This window comes from Maribacter sp. UH1 (assembly GCF_056839145.1).
In genome coordinates this window covers 2,981,298-3,000,801 of record NZ_CM166387.1, presented here as the reverse complement: position 1 = coordinate 3,000,801, position 19,504 = coordinate 2,981,298, and the positions used below count along the sequence as shown (strand labels likewise).

Genomic DNA, 19,504 nt, shown 5'->3' with positions numbered 1-19,504 from the left:
AAATAAAATAGAAACAAATGAGAAAAAAAGCGAGAGTAATAACCAAATTCAGATGTACTATTTACGAGAAAAAACTTTTGAAAATCAAAGCAAAAAAATCGGGGCTATCCTTGAGCGAATTTTGTTTTAGGGCGGCATTCAATAAAGAGATAACCGCAAGATTGACCGAAGAGGAAATTGAAGCATTCAAAACCATTTCAACCTATAGCAGAAATTTCACTTTGATAGGTAATATGTTTCGAAAAAGAAACCCACAATTAAGCGATGAAGTATACGCTCTATCTAAAGAGCTTAAAGAACATCTAAACAAATTCAAAAAATGATTGGGAAAGGTAAATCCATATCACATACAAATGCCTCTATGGCGTATGGTTGGAATCAAGAAAAAGATGCATCTGTGGTATTAAAAGAATATTTAGCAGGAGAAACTCCACAAGAACTTACCAAAGAATTTGAAATAATTCAAAGTATGAATGAGAACTGCAATAGAAATACATTAAGCTTTGTTTTAAGTCCCACAATTGAAGATGGAAAAAATCTTTCTAAAAAGGAGCTTGGAGCTATTTCTAGAAAGTTTCTGAAAAACATGAATTTGACCAACCAACAAGCAATTGCCTTTGTTCACAGGGATAAAGCACATACACATATTCACTTATATGTTAATAGAATCAATTTTCAAGGAAAAGCTTATCCAGATAGTTTCATAGGTAAACGGAGTAATGAAGCCGCTAGACAAGTAGCTATTGAAATGAATTTAAAAACAGTTCAACAAGTACAAGCAGAAAAACTAAAACCCTTACAGAAGATAAGAAGCGGAATACGCTCTATTCATGTACAAATTCTAAAGAAGGAGCGACCTAAAACTTTTGATGCCTATATCAAAAAAATGGTTGACAATAAAGTGAAAGTAATACCGAGCATCAACAAAGGAGGTACACTTCAAGGATTTAGGTTCGAGTATAAGGGCGTAAACCTGAAAGGTAGTGAAGTACATCGCTCCATGAGTGGTGGTAAGATTGCAAATGAAATTGCAAACAATAGTAAAGGAGAAATACTTCAACATTCAGATCAAGTTGTGAACATTGCTGGAAAAACCCTAGAGTTGAGTACAAATATGATAACCGGTTTAGCAAAAAAGGCAATAGAACAAACAATAACTAAGGGAATTGAATTAGGAATATAACTATGGCAAAAATTGACGATTTAGCAGAATTATTAGTTGAAGAAATTAGTGACTTTAAAGTCCAATTACAAAGAATGGAGGAATTATCCGTCCAATTAAAACTGATTAAAATAAAGCCGGATATTACCACTATACAATCCGCCATAAGCGCTCCACTGAAAGAACAAGAGTTAATTCTTAAAAATCAAAATAAGGAATTAAGCAAAATCACCAAGAAACTTACAAAATCAAATCACTATCCTAATTGGCTACTTATTCTTTTTGGCACAATACTTCTTAGTTGTTTTCTCTTCATCGGTATCTCAATATTTCAATTAAATCAAGTTGAAGAAAGAAATCAGGAATATTATATCAAAGGTCAAAAAGAGGTGATTAATCACTTCAACAAGTTTATAGAGAGTAATCCGGAAGCTAAAGAAATGTATCAAAAATGGGGAACCAAATTAAAATAACATTATGGCAAAAATTATCTTAATTACCCATCAAAAAGGTGGAGTAGGAAAAAGTACTTTAACTTTCAACCTTGCACAGAATCTTAGTGAACATTCAAAAGTTGCTATTCTTGACATAGATGCTCAAGGTAGTCTATCACAGCTTTCAAAAATTGTTGATTCGTTTGAAATAACCACAGATAAAAATATTTTAACGACCAATGACCATTTGGATTTCATTTTCGTTGATACGCCCCCTTACCTATCATCAAAGCTGAAAGAACTTATCAAAATTGCAGATTTACTATTAGTACCGACAAAAGCCGGAATTTTAGATTTGTTAGCTATTGACAACACAATTAGTTTGATTAAAGATGAGTTGAAGGAGAGCAAAACCATGATTATCTTGAACATGATAAAAGCTAATACAACAATTACCGAAGATATCTTGAAAAACCTTGATTCACATAAAATAAAAATAGCACAAACAATGATAAGTGATTTGGTAGCATTTACTAGATCTCCTTTGCTTAAAGGTGTTACAGCCGATAGAAATGCGCAAAGGCAAATTGATAGTTTAACGAAAGAGGTCTTAACATCACTTATATAAATAATGAAATATATAATTATATAAATCTATATCCATGTCAAACACAGAACTCAATAATTTAATAGCCCAAGCACGAGCTTCAAAACCGGACAAGTCTATTCAAAAGGTGGTACCTGAAATACCTAATGACAAAAATGAAAAGCAATTTTCATTTTATATTGATAAAGCTCTATTGAGAAAATTGAAAGTAATGGCACTAGAACAGGATAGAAGTTTAAAATCTATAATCAATGAAAGCATCCTTAATTATATTGATTGATAGTGTCAAAAATAAAATAAATCAATTTAGAAGAATAATTACTTATATTAATCAATTATAAATTTAGCTAACTTGAGTATTATCAAAATTTTGCCGTGTTGGTTTAAATATTTAAAATGTTTTCTGACTATTTTCTTACGGGCTGTTTTTGTCTTTTAATTAGTTTTTTATGGTATTTTAAAATTAGAAATATTGAGCCATACGATAAAAATGACCCAATTGACGATTATGCAAATATTGATGAATCGTTTTATGAAAAAATGGATAACTGGGAAAGAGGTGGTACAGATTTCTTAGTTGTACTGGTTTTTATTTATGGTGTTATTTCTTTGTATAATTCGCTTGCAATACTCTTCGAATTACCATTAATACTTGAAAAAATAAATCTTTTTCAATAAAAATTACGACATAAGCAAAAAACTTTAGACTAATCTATGTTTTTTTAGTCTCACTATATTTTACCCTTGCAAACCATTATTATTATCAATGTGCAACCAACGATGAATAAAAAATACTTGTCCAACAAAACATAAACGTAATGCCGACTTTAGGCTTAAATCGAAAGGTCTGTTTATATTTATAATGTAGCGAAATCTTTGGGATTTCGTTTTGACAAGAAAATATAAAATCTGCTATTTTTAGGTACATTTGAACAATAAATAAATAATAAAATTTATAAGGAACATTAAAGAATTATAAAATACAAAAGCGTTTAGCTTTTGATTTGGGACTAGAAAATCGCCAGTTTTAAAGACTACCAATATCAAAGCCAAGACGCCCACGTTCTGCGTGGGCTGTTCTTGTTTGGTGGTCTGGGTGTCTGGCGATACCTCTGGTTCCTTCAGGTTCAGTTCCACGCTTTTTTTATGGACAATACTCAAGAAATTAATTACTCGGTAATCATCAAGAACAATCCAGATAATGAAACAATTAGTTTAATTAATTCATATTGGAGCTATAAAAAAGGGGAGTTCATAAACAAACCTAAGCAACTGGCCAACGAGAAATATATTAGTCTTCATGATTTGTTTCTGACCATTAAAGATTATTCTAATGTGCAATTAGAGTGTAATTGTGGTTCTTGTAATGACATCATAAAACAAGAAGTTACATCGCAAACACATTTTAAAAATATCCTTAAAAATTTACCCTTATGCAAAGAATGCATTGACAAACGAAAATTAAAAGAGGAAGAGGAAAACAAAAGATTAATAGAAATACGCAGAAAAGAAAATGAGTTGGCTGAAATTAAATACCAACAGCAAACAGCATTCAATTCCGCAATTAAAAGATATAAAGAAACAAGAATACATGAAGATGAAGCAAGATTTATGATTCATTTTATTAACACCTGTCCAAATAGAATTTCTTTATCTTATTACAACGAAAATTATTTAAATTTTTACAAACTTAAATTACTAGAAATCATACATATAGAAGAAAATTATGCAGATGAGTATGTTGTGATTTCCTATCCTGAAGAACTTAAAGATTTATTAGTCCGTGAAATTAAACAGGAATCATTGGGTACTAAACCTACAAATGCTAATACCTGGTCTCGATTAAGCTTCTTACTAGAAAAAAATAAAACTTACCGAAATATTCACACACCACGTTTTAGCGGCACCTTCTTTATTAAAGAAGATGTTTATTTAGAAAAAGGAACAAAATGCCTGTACGGGGTCTGGGATAGAGATCATGATGATGCCTGGCTTACATTAACTCCAACATCTGATATTATTGTTGCTCAAAATAAACCTATACATAAAGAACCGGAGCATATAAGAGATTTACTGAATAGGTTTTTGGATAATCCTGAAAATCGAGATTTTTAAAATAGGATGTCGATAGGGAGAAAAGCTTACTCCAAGTATTTAATAGAAATAACAAAATACCTACAAACTTAATTTATAAAGTAGATTATTTATCCTTAATATATTTTGTAAACCAAGATGTTTCGGCAAACTTTTCCAATCTTCTTAATTCCAACTCTCTAATTTCAGTCATTTCTATTTCTAAAATTAAGCTATATTTTATTTCATTTCCGTTTACATGTTTTTTAACTATTTTTTTATCAATTAATAGTTTTACAATATCCCGTACAGGATTTTTGTTTTTTGTTGATAGGTGATGTAATCGCCTATACAGTTCAGACTTAGAATATAAAGTGTCGGCATTTAAAACTTTCTGAGAAAATGTAATAAGTAGATGCTCGTCAACACCTGGTATTCTTTTCATTTTTCTCTTTTTCATGAGTATACATTTTAAAATTCAATCCAAATAAATTACATAGTCAAAAATCCTCTGTAAAACTTAACCCCTTTCAATGCAGTGGTTAACTTTTTTAGTTTAATACACAGTATATATAAGAAGAAATATTTTATACGTTTGACGACCATATAAATATGAATTAAAAATTTCCATTTTTCTAATTTAAGCTGTATTTTCAAAATATGGGGCTTTATGAGTATATGATGTTAACGGAAGAGGAACAATGGAACAGTCTTTGGCAAAACGGCACTTTCCTTACACATCATATTGAATATCTAAAAAAATTCTCATTGTACGCTCTTTATGATTTTTTTGTCGAAGTTGAACTGGATGTTGAAACAAATAAAATCGTAGGTAAGGGTCACTTTAAAACAGGAGATACTTTAGATAGGTACGCAGGTAGTATTGATATTAATAAATTATAAAATTCTTAATCATTTTTTATATGTATAAAGTTATAATAGCAGGCGGTAGAGATTTCAATAATTACGAATTATTGAATCAACAAGCTTCGTTGTTTCTTTCTGAAATAGCAAATGAAAAAGCCATTCAAATAGTATCTGGCGGTGCAAAAGGTGTCGATTTAATGGGTGAGCGATTCGCTAAAGAAAATGATTTAGATCTAATCATTTTTCCTGCAGATTGGAAAAAATATGGAAGAGCTGCGGGTCCCAAAAGAAACGCTCAAATGGCAGAATATGCTACTCACTTGCTTTCTTTTTGGGATGGTAAAAGCAGAGGTACCAAGTCTATGATATCGCTTGCTGAAAAGAAAAATATAGAGGTTAAAGTCGTGAAAATATGATATAAAAAACAATAATTTTTTTAATCAACTCTGTTTTGACATTAGCTTGGTTAAGCAAATAAATTCTTTAAAAAACACAAACGCGATTAAATTTTAAAGACACTTTTTAAATAAATATTTACCAAAGCAATCAATTACATCGGGCTTTGGGGCACAGTCATTTATTCGCTCGTTTTTAAATGCTTAATATAATTATTTAAAAGTCCTCTTATTTGTTCTGCAGCAACTGGGTTTGCAGAATGTACTTTAAATTCCAAATTCCTTATATTTAATCCTGATTCATAAACCAACCATTTAGCAGCAGCCAATCCATCAGGTGCTACTTTCCCGTCTTCTCCAAGACCAAGGTCATTATCAAAGCTTATGTAAGTAGGAAGTCCTTTAGTTTTTATATAATCAACAAAAGCAGAATAGGTACGAACAATATCAAATTCCGATTCCATTGATTTATCATAAACCATTTCTATACTTCTGACATCGTCTAAAAAGAGTTTCTTCATTTTGCTTTTAGGTAATCCTGAAAAATTAGAACAGTTGACTATTTAAATAGAAAAGCTGTTAACATTACAGAAGCTATTGTTCCAAATAATACTACTCCCGAAATAACAAGATTCAATTTACTTTCTAGTTTCTTAATTGTAGTTGAATTTTCCATAGATACTTAATGTTTAAATTTTACCTGTCCTAAATTAATCATTATTGAAATAAAAACCTTCGCACTTCATAGTATTAGTTTTGGTAAGATTTGGGGTTTGATTCTTACTCCAAGATAAAATTCTGCTATAATTATAGATTTATATAATTATATATTTAAAAACAAAGTTGTTTGTCTAAATTGGGTTTCTCTAAGGAGTACTAAAAAAATAGTCTCTCTTTACGGGAAACAGTAATTGTAATATTAGAAAAGTTATAATTTGCAAAGAGTGTTTGAAATCTATAATAAAATCAGCTTTTAGACTTACTACTTTGACTTAAAAATATTAAAAGACCAATGTCAGAAGACCATAAAAAACAATTAGAACAACAACTCTGGAATATTGCTAATACCCTACGTGGTAAAATGAATGCAGACGAGTTCCGTGATTACATATTAGGCTTTATTTTCTATAAGTACTTAGCCGAAAAAATGGAAATATATGCCAATAAAATTCTTAAAGAGGGTGGCGATACATTTTTATTTTCTGAAATAGACGAAAACATAGAAAACGGACAAGAATACATAGAAGCTATAAAAGAAGAATCTTTAGAGAAATTAGGGTACTTCTTAAAACCATCAGAATTATTTTCTGCTATTTCTAAACGTGGTAATCACAATGAAGATGAAAAAGAAAGTAATACAGTAGCAGAAGACACAACAGAAACTTACAATACAAAAGACAATTTCATATTAGAAGACTTACAAAAAATCTTAAACAATATCCAAAACAGTACAATGGGTACGGATAGTGAAGAAGATTTTGAAGACCTTTTCGAGGATATGGATTTAAACTCTACCAAGTTAGGTAAAAGCCCAAAAGCTCGTAATGAGATTATCGCTAAAGTATTAGCGCACTTAGATAAAATAGATTTTAAATTAGAAAATACAGAGTTAGATGTATTGGGTGATGCTTACGAATACCTAATAGGGAAATTTGCAAGTGGAGCAGGTAAAAAAGCAGGAGAATTTTACACGCCACAAGAAGTAAGTATTGTGTTAGCAAAGTTGGTAACAACAGGTAAAACCAAGCTTAAATCTGTATATGACCCAACCTGTGGTAGTGGCTCGTTGCTTTTACGTGTAGCTAAAGAAGTAGAAGAAGTAAATAACTTTTACGGACAAGAGTTAAACCGTACTACTTACAACTTAGCACGTATGAATATGATATTACACGGTGTGCATTATCGTAAGTTTGATATTAAACAAGAAGACACTTTAGAACACCCGCAACACCTTGAACAACGTTTTGAAGCTATTGTAGCCAACCCACCATTTTCTGCAAAGTGGAGCGCTAACCAACTCCTTATGAGTGATGATAGATTTAGCCAATATGGTAAGTTAGCACCAAGTAGTAAAGCAGATTTTGCCTTTGTACAGCATATGGTTCATCATTTAGCCGATAACGGACAAATGGCAGTAGTTCTGCCACATGGAGCTCTGTTTAGAGGTGGTGCAGAGAAACACATACGCCAATATTTAATAGAAGAAAAAAACTATTTAGATGCAGTTATTGGTCTACCAGCTAATATATTTTATGGTACAGGCATTCCTACTTGTATTTTATTATTTAAAAAGTGTAGAGAAAATCCTAACGATATTTTGTTTATTGATGCTAGCGCCCATTTTGAGAAAGTAAAAACTCAAAACATATTGAGTGAAACGGATATAAAAAAAATTGTAAGCACTTATCGAGAACGCAAAACTGAAGACAAATATTCGTATGTTGCTCCTTTAAGTGAAGTGTTAAAAAATGATTATAATCTAAATATACCTCGTTATGTAGATACTTTCGAAGAGGAAGAACTCATTGATATTGATACCGTTGCAACTACAATTCAAACCATAGATACTGACTTACAAGAAAACGAAAGACTAATTTCTTCTTTCTGTAAAGAGCTAAACATCAAAACACCGTTTTAAAATGCAGAAGGAAAAAGAATTAGAGCCAGAATTAAGGTTTTCTGAATTTGAAGGGGATTGGTCAGTAATGTTAGTAACTGAGTTAATTAAAAATCACAAAGGAGCTATGAAAATTGGTCCATTTGGAAGTCAATTAAAAAAGGAAACATTCGTAGAGGAAGGCTATAAAGTTTATGGACAAGAAAACATTTTTATTGAAAATTTTGAATTTGGAGATAGATATATTACTGAGAAACATTTTAATAGATTAAAAACAAATGAAATTCACACTGATGATTTTGTCGTATCAACGATGGGAACTATTGGAAAATGCACGGTAGTTCCAAATGGAATTAAAAGAGGTATTATGGATTCGCATATGATAAGGCTTCAATTAAATAACAAAATTATAACCCCAGAATTTATTTCACAATTATTTGGTTCTGATAAAATGCTGAAGCAAGTAAAAAGGTTATCGGTTGGCGGCATTATGGATGGTTTGAGTATAGGTATTATGAAAGAGTTAAAATTCGAAATACCTAAAGTCGTAGAGCAAAAAAAAATTGCTAATTTCTTGACTTCTATAGACACCCAAATACAAAACTTAGAAAAAAAGAAAATACTTTTTGAGCAATATAAAAAAGGCGTGATGCAAAAAATCTTTAATCAAGAATTAAAGTTTAATGATGAAGATGGGATTGTTTTTGATAAATGGAAAAAAATTCAATTAATAGACATCGCCGAAAGAATTAAAACAAAAAACAAAGTAGACAATCAAAATGTATTGACTATTTCTGCACAATTAGGTTTAGTAAGTCAGTTAGAATATTTTAATAAATCTGTTTCAGCAAAAAACTTAACAGGTTATTATTTATTAGAAAAAAATGACTTTGCCTACAACAAAAGCTATTCTAAAGGTTACCCAATGGGTGCAATTAAACGTTTAGACAAATATGATTTAGGTGTTGTTTCAACTTTATATATCTGTTTTAGATTTAACAAAAAAGTTTCTCTTGATTTTATGGAGCAATATTTTGAAGCAGGTTTACAAAATAGAGAAATAGAAAAAGTAGCACAAGAAGGTGCAAGAAATCACGGCTTATTAAATATTGGTGTTAATGATTTTTTTGAAATTGATTTAAAAATTCCTTCTTTGAAAGAACAAATCAAAATCGCTAACTTCTTATCTGCAATAGATAAAAACATAGCTTTAGTTAATACAAAATTAGAACAAACAAAAAGCTATAAAAAAGGCTTGTTACAACAAATGTTTGTGTAAAAATAAAAGTATGAGTAAAACATTTAATATATACTGCGATGAAAGTTGCCATATAGAAAACGACCATAAAAAGTTTATGTTTTTGGGTTCGGTAAGCTCTGCATACAATCAAGTAAAATTACATACCGAAAACATTAACGATCTTAAAAAGAAACATAATTTTTATGCAGAAATCAAATGGTCTAAAGTATCAAAGTCTAAACTACGCTTTTATATAGATTTAGTAGATTATTTTTTTGCTACCGATTTACAATTTAGAACAGTAGGTATAGAAAAATCTAAAATTAATAACGAAGCCTTTAATCAAGATTATGACGATTTTTATTATAAAATGTATTACTATTTGTTAAATCATAATTTGAGTAGTTTATATAATTACAATGTGTATTTAGATATTAAAGATACATTAAGTGCCTATAAAGTAAACAAGTTAAAAGATATTTTAAATACCAAATTTGGTGTGTTTAGAAATGTGCAAAACATACGTTCAAACGAAAGTATAATTATGCAAATGGCAGATTTTTTAATGGGAGCAATTTCTTATTTACATAATGATGAACAGAAACAGAACATTGCAAAAGTTCAAATTATTAAGAAGATTCAGCAACATTGCAATGAAGATTTGAGGAAAACCAATTACTCAAAAAAAATGAACCTATTTTTTATTGAATTGAGATAAGAGTATGCCATTTAATCAGCTAAAAAGATATAACGACTTACTAGATATTACAGGAATGTCGCCACATAATAGAAATACGTCTTTAAAAGGTGTTTTTGATAGAGACATTACTAACAACACTAATTTTAAGTTTAGAAGCAAACAAATAACACCAACACCAAAAGATGGGCAAATAACAATGGATACGTTATTTACTCACTTAACAAGGGTAATGGTTGATAAAAAAACAAGAGCAAGAGAGTATGATATGCATCGTTCTCAAAGATTACATTGGGTAAAATATCATATAGAGGAAAAAAAGAAAGATAATATGTTAGTGTATTCTGTTAAAGAACCTGATGGTAACAGAACTTACGTATATGACAAAGATGAAAAGTATGTTATTGTTTTAGAGCCTTTACGAAATAAAGATGAATATTATTTACTCTCTGCTTACTACGTAAGAGGTAAAGATGCAAAGCGTAATAAGTTTGAAAAAAAGTATAAAAGAAGATTGTCAGAATTGTTATAAAAGCAAAAAACGCATAGCATCTATGGCTTGCGTTTCTCGATTTCCTTTTCTCAAATGAGGAATGAACTCGGTGCGAATATATAATATTCTTTTATTTATAAACAGGTTTTTAACATTTTTAGTATTTAGTAGTATTAATAAACAGAAGTTAATCCTGTTAAGTTAGATTAAAAATATGAGTGACTTTAAATTAATTGCAATCAAAACAGGTAGTGCCTTAACAAAAGAAGAATCCAGTATTATTAATACAAAAGATTGGGTAACTAAAGAAAGATATGATTATTTAAGGAATCTAAAACCAAATAATACATTTCTATTTTTTAAAGACTACCAACTCAGTGATGATTCAAAATTACTTACCCATCATGTCCAAAATCGTATTCCTAGCTTATACAAGTTGAAAATCAACACAAATACTTCAGTTGAAGTCTCTGCGATTGTAGGTAAAAATGGAAGTGGTAAAAGCTCTTTAATAGAAATTTTATATTTAGCAATTCACAACTTATCAGTTCAATTGAAGGTTTTATATGATTCAGACAAAAACCTTGTCGAACTTTCACAAAACTATTTAAAATGCGAATTATATTTTTTAATTGACAAGGAGACATCATATAAGATAAAATTTCATTATGATGACAAATTCCAAGCTTGTGTTCTATTTAAATCTAAAAAATATAATAATACTTTTAAATATAACAAGCCAAGTCATTTTGGCATTAATGAATTAAGTAAGCTATTTTACGCGATTTCGGTAAACTATTCTATTTATGGCTTAAATTCCTTGCAAATTGGAAATTGGATTAATCACTTGTTCCACAAAAATGATTCATACCAGACTCCATTGGTAATAAACCCAATGCGTGAAAGAGGTAATTTTAATATAAACAGAGAAAATTATCTTTTTAAATATCGTTTATTATCAAATTCAATCTTTAAGTATAAATTTTCAAAAAAGGATATTGAAATAATAGATTCAATAAAAATAAAAGAATTGATTTTTAGAATTGATACTGCTAAAATTGATTATTTGGAAATTGAAACACAATCTTGGAATGGTATTTCACAGACACCAAAAACAAGAAGTATACAAGAATTAATTGATAATTTTAAAAGTATTTACACCAAAAAAGATATAATAAAACTAGCAATACAAATAATATTAAATAAAAAAGCACAGCCTGACCTTCGCATTGAATATCTAGAAGAAGTAGAACTATATATTGTAAAAAAATTATATAGGATTGCTTTTAACTACAATAAATATTGGAAATATTTAGATTTTGGGCAAAATGCCAGACCCACAACTTTTGAGACAAATTTCAAAAAATCTATTTTTTTAGATTTTTTGAAAGCTCTGAGCAATGACGACACCCATATTACTTTAAAATTAAAACAAGCATTAAATTATATTTTATATAACCCTTTAAAAACTTTTCAAATTAAAGGCAATAAGCATGCTAGTTGGTTTGAAACAAATGTCACCGGAAAAGTTTACAAAATACCTTTTAATGATTTTGCTAATCGTCTTTTAAGTTTATCTGATAATATAATCGAGTTATTACCCCCAAGTCTATTTAATATAACTATAAATGTTTCTGAAAAAAACATTGAAAATTCGTATGATATAAACCTTTTAAGTTCAGGGCAATTACAATTAATCCAGTCCGTACAATCAAGTATTTATCACTTAAACAATTTAGAATCATACAAGAATTCGACAGAAAACATTAGTATTAAATATCAAAATATATTAATATTTTTTGATGAGATAGAATTATATTTTCACCCTGAATATCAAAGAAATATAATTAGCTATTTTTTAAAGGAATTGGACCAAATCAAACTAGAGTTGATAAGGAATATACATATAGTTTATGTAACACACTCACCATTTATACTATCAGATATTCCACATTCCAATCAATTACATTTAAAACAAGGAAGAAGCATTCCAGTTATCAATAAAACGTTTGCTGCAAACATTTACGAACTACTGCAGGATACATTCTATCTTGAATCCAATATCGGTAAATATTCTGAAGAAATTATAAATGAAATTTTAAGTGAATTGAATTTAATTTACACATTAAAAGTATCTGGCAAAAATGAAGAAAAGCTTATAGCGCATAAAAACATATTTATTGAAAAAAAATATTTCTTGATTATAAATATAATTGGTGATAAAATAGTAAGAAATAAACTTCTAAGTATTTATCATCAATGTTTTGAGGAAGATACTACTTCCCGCAAAGCTTTTTTGAAAGCGCAATTGGCAAAAATTGAATTAGAATTAAAAAAATTAAACCGATGATTAATTTAACTCTTAATAAAAGCAGAGATTTAAAAACCATTTCTGCTAATTTCTATTATGGCATTGAAGAGAAGGTAAAAAATAAAATCAATAACAACTCTGAGTATTTAAATACTTTCAAGACTGCATCTAATCATCAGCTAGCAACATACCTTACAGCTAATATAAAAGAAATTATTTCTTCAGATTTGAAAACTATTTTATCAGCTCATGAGTGGGAATTTAAAAAATTATTTCAAAAAGAGTATATCAACGATAAGCCTAAAAAATTTTCAAAATTCAAAACTGTAATTAATGAAATTTTCGATTACGAGAGTCTTAGTGCGAAAGAAGCATATAGTTTTACTGAAGCTTTAGGCATAAATACTTGTCCTTATTGTAATAGAAATTATATAACAACAATTGGAAATGATAGGGCAAAATTTGTTAGAGCCGACATCGACCACTTTTTACCGAAATACAAATACCCTTATTTAAGGCTTACCTTTTATAATTTAATACCGAGTTGTGTTACTTGCAATAGAAATGCAAAAGGCAGAATAGAAACCTCTTTAGAAAAAAACATACATCCTTATATTGAGGGTTTTGGTAATGATGCCAAACTGATACATAAACCTAAAACTTATAAAGATTTGATTGGTAAGGGGAAACCTGAAATGGATTTTATTTTCAGTGATAATCAAATTAAGGTTGAAAAAATAAAAGGAAATATTAGAGTTTTTAGATTGAATGAACAGTACTCTATTCATACAGAAGAATTAAACCAACTACTAGCCCTGAGGGAGGCTTTTACAGAATCTTATATTGATGATTTAATAGCAAGATATCCAGAGTTAAAACTAACAAAAGAAGAAGCCTACTATTATGCATATGGTTCTGTTTACTCTGAAATTGGAGATGAATCTCAACCGATGTCCAAGTTTAAAAGAGATATTTTAGAACATATCGAAATGATAAGTATATAGAATTAATGAGCACTCAACCAGAACAAATATTAGAAAATCAGTTAATAGAACAGTTATCCAATCAAGGTTATGCTAAAGTTAGTATTCCAGATGAATCTGCTTTATTAGCAAATTTAAAAACGCAATTAGAAAAGCACAATAACATTTCGTTTACTGCCAAAGAGTTTGAGCGTGTACTAAATACTCTAAGTAAAGGTTCTGTATTTGAGAAAGCAAAAACGCTAAGAGAAAAGCAACATATTGTTCGTGATAATGGCGATAATTTATATTTCGAGTTTCTAAATACCGAGCATTGGTGCCAAAATCAATATCAAGTAACCAATCAAGTAACGATAGAGGGCAGTTATAAGAATCGTTATGACGTTACTTTATTAGTTAATGGATTACCATTGGTTCAAATAGAATTAAAGCGTAGGGGCTTAGAAATGAAAGAAGCCTTTAATCAAATTAACCGATATCAAAGACACTCGTTTGGTGCTAAATCTGCATTATTTCAATACGTACAAATATTTGTGATTAGTAACGGTGTTAATACCAAATACTATGCAAATAACAGGCACCAATCTTTCAAGCAAACCTTCTATTGGACTAATAATGAAAACAAGCGTTTAACCAATATTTTAAATGGCTTTACAAGTGAGTTTTTAGACCCATGTCATATCTCTAAACTGATATGCAAATACATAGTACTTAACGAGACACATAAAATATTAATGGTACTTAGACCATATCAATACTTTGCAGTAGAAAGTATTATTGATAAGGTTAAAAATAGCAATCATAACGGTTATATATGGCATACTACAGGTTCTGGTAAAACATTGACTTCATTTAAGGCAAGTCAAATAATCATGAAAATGCCACAAGTTAAAAAGGTGGTATTTGTTGTAGATAGAAAAGATTTGGATTACCAAACCACCAAGGAGTTTAATAGCTTCGCTAAGGGCAGTATAGACGGAACAGACAATACAAAAGCGTTAGTAAAACAATTTAGTGACGATACTAAAATAATTGTAACTACGATTCAAAAATTAAATACAGCCATTAGCAAAAAGAACTATTTAGCGAAGATGGAGAAAATGAAAAATGAGCGTATCGTCTTTATTTTCGATGAATGTCATCGTAGCCAATTTGGAGAAACGCACAATCGTATAAAAGCGTTTTTCAATAACTTTCAAATGTTTGGATTTACCGGTACACCAATATTTGCAGACAACGCAGTTAAAAACGAATTAGGTAAACGTACTACTAAAGAATTATTTGGGGAGTGTTTACATAAATACGTGATTACAGATGCAATTAAAGATGAAAACGTATTAAAATTTGCGGTAGAATACGTAGGTAAATACAAGAAAAAAGAATCTGCAACAGAGATAGATATTGAGGTAGAAGACATTGACCGTAAGGAGTTAATGGAATCACCAAAGCGTTTGGAAAAAATAGCAGATTATATTATAGCGAATCACAACCGAAAAACACATAACCAAGAGTTCACAGGAATGTTTTGTGTAGGTAGTACAGATATGTTAGTTGATTATTATGATATTCTTCAGCGTAAAAAAGAAGCTGGAGAACATAATTTAAAAATAGCAACCATATTTAGCTATGTAGCAAACGAAGAAGATGCGGATGCAAATGGATATATTCCAGAAGAAGTAGCTATGGCTGCTGAACCTGGTGCAGAATATTCTTTTAACCTACACAAAAGAGATAAATTAGAAAGTTATATTGGGCATTACAATCAGATGTTCGGTTCTAATTTTTCAACTAAAGACAGTCAGTCATTCTATAATTATTACAACGATATATCGAAAAAGGTCAAAGAACGTAAAATTGATATATTATTAGTAGTAAACATGTTTCTTACAGGTTTTGACAGTCCATCTCTAAATACTTTATACGTAGATAAAAATCTAAAGTATCACGGATTGATACAAGCATATTCAAGAACTAATAGAATTATAAACGAGCAAAAGTCACAAGGCAACATTGTAGTCTTTCGTAACCTTAAAAAGGTTACGGATCAAGCAATAACGCTTTTTAGCAATAAAGAGGCGATAGATGTTATTATAATGAAACCTTATGAAGAATACACTCAAAAATTTAATGAAGCATTTATTGATTTATTAAAGATTACACCAACTGTCAATAGTGTAAATCAATTAGTAAGTGAAGAGGATGAATTAGAATTTATAAAGGCTTTTCGTGAGTTAATGCGCTTGAAAAATACAATGACAACATTTGCTAATTTCGATTGGGAAGATTTAGCAATGGCAGAACAATTGTTTAATGATTTCAGAAGTAAATATTTAGATTTATGGCAGAAAACTAAGCACGATAATACAAAAGAAAAAGTATCTATACTTGATGATGTAGATTTTGAATTAGAATTAATTCATAGAGACGAAATCAATGTTACCTATATTTTAAAACTATTAGCATCCTTGAAAGATGTTAAGAAGGAAGACCAAGAGGCAAAGAAAAAAGAAGTGGTAGATTTATTAACAGGAGAGGCTAATTTAAGAAGCAAGCGAGAGTTAATAGAAAAATTCATTGAAGACAATTTACCTGAAATAGTTGATACTGAAGCTATACCACAGGAGTTTGAAAAGTTCTGGTCAGAAGAACAGCAAAAAGCATTTGAAGTCTTCATAAAGGAAGAGAATTTATCATCCGAAAAAACACAAAAACTTATTGAAGATTATCTTTATGCAGAAAGAGAACCGTTACGTGATGAGTTATTAGATTTAATCGAAGGAACTAAACCAAATGTTTTAAAACGCAAATCAATTGGAGATAGAATATTGAATAAAGTTGTGATGTTTGTAGAAACTTTTATCAATGGGATGGATAATTAATTAAAATTAAATAAATGTCAAATATATTAGGGTTGCATTGTTCTGTAACTAAAGGTTATGGGAAATTAGCTGTAGTAATACTTACAAAAGACAATGACATTATTACAAACGTATTTAGAAGCCCTTCCGTATTCTCTTTTAAGGATAACATAGGAGAAATTTTAAATTGGCATAAGGATAATGTTTTATCATTAATCAATCTTTATGATATTGATGCAATAGTGGTAAAAAAGACTGAAAATGATTCATTTAGAGGTAGACCAAAAAAATCAGACTTTTTTAAATTGTATCTTGAAGGAGTTATGCTTTCATTAGCAGGAAGCAATGGTATTAGAAATAGACATTTGGTAAAAACGTCAATCATTGCATTGCTGCAACAAGATGCGATTTATGAAATGACATTAGAAGAAATCGAACCAATATTTGGAATTGAATTAGACACAGAATATACAGTTGCTGATAAAGCTCCAATCAAAGAATCATTATTGGCAGTACTTGGCTATAGAAACTTTTTAGCAAAATGATATTAACCACAGTAGAAATTGAAAAAATAAGAGATTTTGATGAGCAAGGCTTTTTTAGCTCAACCTATCTAGCAATTGACAAGCGTCTTGAAAGAGAAGTCGCAGTTAAAGATATTAATGTCAAAGATAATGTCAAAGAAGAAGATATGGAAGCTTTTTTTCACGAAGCATTAAAACTATCTCGCTCAGAGCATCCACGAATATTACCTATTTATTTTGTAGGTTTTTGTGATACAGGAGACGCTAAAAAAATTATTCCAAGAATAGTTACAAAATTTATGCGAAATGGTACGCTAAGTGACGTTCTTCGAAACCAATATAAAACTGGTTTTACATTTCCATTAGACACTATAATCAGGTATGCTCACGATATAATTCAAAGTTTAATTCATCTTCATTCTTTAGATATTTTACATTTAGATTTAAAAGCGTCGAATATATTTATAGGCGATGATGGCAAGTTGGTTGTAGGTGATTTTGGGCAATCACGTTTTTTGGTAAAAGGTTTATCAAAAGATGCTAAAAGTTTATATCCAGCTTTAATACCAGATGAATTTCAGAAAGAAAAAATTGTAGATAAAACTGCCGATATTTATCAATTTGGGATTCTACTTTATAGTATGTGCTGCTATGATACTTATAGAGCATACTTAGAGGATGAATACAAAATTGATGTTGAAATATTAAAAGGTTTATTCGGTGAATCTGCTACAGGTACTAAAGAAGATATAAATGAGTTTGGCTTAAATTTAAAAAGATATAAGCAAGATGTGAATAATGGTCTTTATTCTAATGGTGATAATTATTATAATTATATTCCTGTTAAAATTATTGATATAATAAGTAAGTGTGTTGCACAAAAAGTTAAAGACCGCTACAATAATTTCTATGAGGTACAAAGTGATTTAAATCAATTAATATTTCCATCAGGTGTAGTGGCATATACTGAACAATTAAATGCTACTTCAATCGTATTTCAAAAAGATGGTGTAGAATGTTTTATTAATTATGAATACAATGTTGATTCTAAAAAGTTTCGTTTAGTACCAAGAAAAAACGTCCAAGAAATAACCCGAAAAATCAAAGAAAAAGTAACAGATAAAACTCTTAGAAAAGAAATTCTTAAATTAGCGGATAATTTATGAGTAAGCATAGTTGTAAATATTGTAATCGTAAAATGAATGTTAGTAGTTTGGCATATAAGTCAAATAGCTATTGTAATGTTTGTTTTGACGACCGTGTCAAATCTTCTACAACTACCAAAGTTGTAAATGAAGAAGTATTTGAATATAATGGATTCACTATTTCATTATAAATCTCATTTATCTTTTCATTAAACAAACCACAATAAGAAAAATTAAGAAAAGAAGGTCTGTACAAATTGGAAAACAAAAAGTTTGTATTTGTAACGTCATTTATATACCAAGATGCATTTAAGAAGTATTGTATAAATACAACGTGTTATTTTCCAAGTCCAAGACTATTATATGATCAGAAAATCAACTTAAATAAATTAAATTTGGTAGATTTTCTTGATTACAAAATTGAATCATGGCTTGATCATCTTCATTGAAATACTCAAATAATAACTTCTATAATGGATAAAAGAAACGAAATTAGTAAGTTAATGAGTTATGGAGAAAAAGTTTTCGGAGATAAATCAAACTTTCAAAAATGGCTTAATTCCGAAAGTAAAGCCCTAGGAAATAAAACTCCAAAATCTCTATTAGAAACTGAAGAGGGGAATCAACTAGTTAAGGACGAATTGGGTAGAATTGAGCATGGTATTTTTTCTTAATACCGGTAGTGAATTAAATATATCTTAACCTTTATATGCAAGTATAATTAGGAAAACTAATACCAATGCCAAAGCTGCACTTACCACCCATTGAAGGATTTTAAATTTAGTGATTAGGTTTGTTTCAAAACTATCTAACTTTTGTATTATTCTTTCCATAACAATCCGTTTATTAATATATCACTTATTAAATATAAGTCTTTTATTTATTAATTATATTTATCCTATCAATGAAAATCTCAAGAGATAACTCTTGCATTTCCTCAGAAAAAAAAACTCTTAAAAATTTTTTTTCCTATATTAATACATCCGATATTAATTGATTATACCATTTCTTAAAATAAACTCTTTTTAATTTTCTCTCATCTAAAAAAAAATTACGAACAATATTATAACGATATAAATAACTTTAAATCAATGATTT

Annotated in this window: 22 protein-coding genes; 19 read left to right on the top strand and 3 right to left on the bottom strand. The window is 29.3% G+C overall.

Annotation, left to right across the window (positions count from 1 at the left end; translation table 11 throughout):
- Positions 1-17 precede the first annotated feature (17 nt).
- From mbpA to UH1x_RS13015, 7 genes are all read left to right on the top strand, one after another.
- Positions 18-323, top strand: a complete 306-nt coding sequence (mbpA, locus tag UH1x_RS13045) for a mobilization protein MbpA (protein WP_482622123.1) — start codon at positions 18-20, stop codon at positions 321-323.
- Positions 320-1,183, top strand: a complete 864-nt coding sequence (locus UH1x_RS13040; RefSeq protein ID WP_482622122.1) for a relaxase/mobilization nuclease domain-containing protein — start codon at positions 320-322, stop codon at positions 1,181-1,183. The genes mbpA and UH1x_RS13040 overlap by 4 nt, the downstream gene beginning before the upstream one ends.
- A 2-nt stretch (positions 1,184-1,185) precedes the next feature.
- Complete coding sequence (locus tag UH1x_RS13035; RefSeq protein WP_482622120.1) at positions 1,186-1,635, top strand: DUF6730 family protein; 450 nt, start codon at positions 1,186-1,188, stop codon at positions 1,633-1,635.
- Positions 1,636-1,639: 4 nt separating this feature from the next.
- Positions 1,640-2,224: a ParA family protein gene (locus tag UH1x_RS13030; protein ID WP_482622118.1), complete on the top strand. Its 585-nt coding sequence runs from the start codon at positions 1,640-1,642 to the stop codon at positions 2,222-2,224.
- A gap of 34 nt (positions 2,225-2,258) precedes the next feature.
- Entirely contained in the window at positions 2,259-2,483 is a 225-nt protein-coding gene (locus UH1x_RS13025) for a hypothetical protein (protein WP_482622117.1), read from the top strand.
- A 116-nt stretch (positions 2,484-2,599) separates the two neighbouring features.
- Complete coding sequence (locus tag UH1x_RS13020; RefSeq protein WP_482622115.1) at positions 2,600-2,881, top strand: hypothetical protein; 282 nt, start codon at positions 2,600-2,602, stop codon at positions 2,879-2,881.
- 468 nt (positions 2,882-3,349) lie between these two features.
- Positions 3,350-4,318, top strand: a complete 969-nt coding sequence (locus UH1x_RS13015) for a hypothetical protein (protein ID WP_482622113.1) — start codon at positions 3,350-3,352, stop codon at positions 4,316-4,318.
- 85 nt (positions 4,319-4,403) lie between these two features.
- On the opposite strand, the gene UH1x_RS13010 is transcribed toward UH1x_RS13015, so the two are convergent.
- Positions 4,404-4,736, bottom strand: coding sequence for a hypothetical protein (locus tag UH1x_RS13010; RefSeq protein ID WP_482622111.1), 333 nt, complete (start codon positions 4,734-4,736; stop codon positions 4,404-4,406).
- 200 nt (positions 4,737-4,936) lie between these two features.
- On the opposite strand from UH1x_RS13010, the gene UH1x_RS13005 reads away from it, so the two are divergent.
- Together UH1x_RS13005 and UH1x_RS13000 are read left to right on the top strand one after the other, a co-directional pair.
- Positions 4,937-5,179 (top strand): hypothetical protein, encoded by a 243-nt coding sequence (locus tag UH1x_RS13005; protein WP_482622110.1) that lies wholly within the window; start codon positions 4,937-4,939, stop codon positions 5,177-5,179.
- Between the two features lie 20 nt (positions 5,180-5,199).
- Positions 5,200-5,559 carry a DUF2493 domain-containing protein gene (locus UH1x_RS13000; protein ID WP_482622108.1) on the top strand — a complete coding sequence of 120 codons (360 nt, stop codon included), beginning with the start codon at positions 5,200-5,202 and terminating at the stop codon, positions 5,557-5,559.
- Positions 5,560-5,720: 161 nt separating this feature from the next.
- Here UH1x_RS13000 and UH1x_RS12995 read toward each other — a convergent pair whose 3' ends face one another.
- Positions 5,721-6,059, bottom strand: a complete 339-nt coding sequence (locus UH1x_RS12995; protein WP_482622106.1) for a cyclic-phosphate processing receiver domain-containing protein — start codon at positions 6,057-6,059, stop codon at positions 5,721-5,723.
- A gap of 491 nt (positions 6,060-6,550) precedes the next feature.
- On the opposite strand from UH1x_RS12995, the gene UH1x_RS12990 reads away from it, so the two are divergent.
- The 10 genes from UH1x_RS12990 to UH1x_RS12945 all read left to right on the top strand — a co-directional run bounded on the left by UH1x_RS12990 (position 6,551) and on the right by UH1x_RS12945 (position 19,080).
- Positions 6,551-8,176, top strand: a complete 1,626-nt coding sequence (locus UH1x_RS12990) for a type I restriction-modification system subunit M (protein ID WP_482622104.1) — start codon at positions 6,551-6,553, stop codon at positions 8,174-8,176.
- A 1-nt stretch (position 8,177) separates the two neighbouring features.
- On the top strand, positions 8,178-9,434 hold the full coding sequence (locus UH1x_RS12985) for a restriction endonuclease subunit S (RefSeq protein ID WP_482622103.1): 1,257 nt from the start codon (positions 8,178-8,180) through the stop codon (positions 9,432-9,434).
- Positions 9,435-9,444: 10 nt separating this feature from the next.
- Complete coding sequence (locus tag UH1x_RS12980; protein ID WP_482622102.1) at positions 9,445-10,113, top strand: DUF3800 domain-containing protein; 669 nt, start codon at positions 9,445-9,447, stop codon at positions 10,111-10,113.
- Between the two features lie 4 nt (positions 10,114-10,117).
- Positions 10,118-10,624 (top strand): hypothetical protein, encoded by a 507-nt coding sequence (locus UH1x_RS12975; RefSeq protein ID WP_482622101.1) that lies wholly within the window; start codon positions 10,118-10,120, stop codon positions 10,622-10,624.
- A 175-nt stretch (positions 10,625-10,799) separates the two neighbouring features.
- Positions 10,800-12,935, top strand: a complete 2,136-nt coding sequence (locus UH1x_RS12970) for an AAA family ATPase (protein ID WP_482622099.1) — start codon at positions 10,800-10,802, stop codon at positions 12,933-12,935.
- Positions 12,932-13,900, top strand: a complete 969-nt coding sequence (locus UH1x_RS12965; protein ID WP_482622097.1) for an HNH endonuclease — start codon at positions 12,932-12,934, stop codon at positions 13,898-13,900. The genes UH1x_RS12970 and UH1x_RS12965 overlap by 4 nt, the downstream gene beginning before the upstream one ends.
- Before the next feature lie 5 nt (positions 13,901-13,905).
- Positions 13,906-16,758: a type I restriction endonuclease subunit R gene (locus UH1x_RS12960; protein WP_482622095.1), complete on the top strand. Its 2,853-nt coding sequence runs from the start codon at positions 13,906-13,908 to the stop codon at positions 16,756-16,758.
- Positions 16,759-16,772: 14 nt separating this feature from the next.
- On the top strand, positions 16,773-17,282 hold the full coding sequence (locus UH1x_RS12955) for a hypothetical protein (RefSeq protein WP_482622093.1): 510 nt from the start codon (positions 16,773-16,775) through the stop codon (positions 17,280-17,282).
- A complete protein-coding gene (locus UH1x_RS12950) occupies positions 17,279-18,427 on the top strand; it encodes a protein kinase domain-containing protein (RefSeq protein ID WP_482622092.1) in 1,149 nt (382 codons plus the stop codon). The genes UH1x_RS12955 and UH1x_RS12950 overlap by 4 nt, the downstream gene beginning before the upstream one ends.
- A 452-nt stretch (positions 18,428-18,879) precedes the next feature.
- Positions 18,880-19,080 carry an antitoxin Xre/MbcA/ParS toxin-binding domain-containing protein gene (locus tag UH1x_RS12945; RefSeq protein WP_482622090.1) on the top strand — a complete coding sequence of 67 codons (201 nt, stop codon included), beginning with the start codon at positions 18,880-18,882 and terminating at the stop codon, positions 19,078-19,080.
- 24 nt (positions 19,081-19,104) lie between these two features.
- On the opposite strand, the gene UH1x_RS12940 is transcribed toward UH1x_RS12945, so the two are convergent.
- Complete coding sequence (locus UH1x_RS12940) at positions 19,105-19,239, bottom strand: hypothetical protein (protein WP_482622088.1); 135 nt, start codon at positions 19,237-19,239, stop codon at positions 19,105-19,107.
- Between the last annotated feature and the right edge of the window lie 265 nt (positions 19,240-19,504).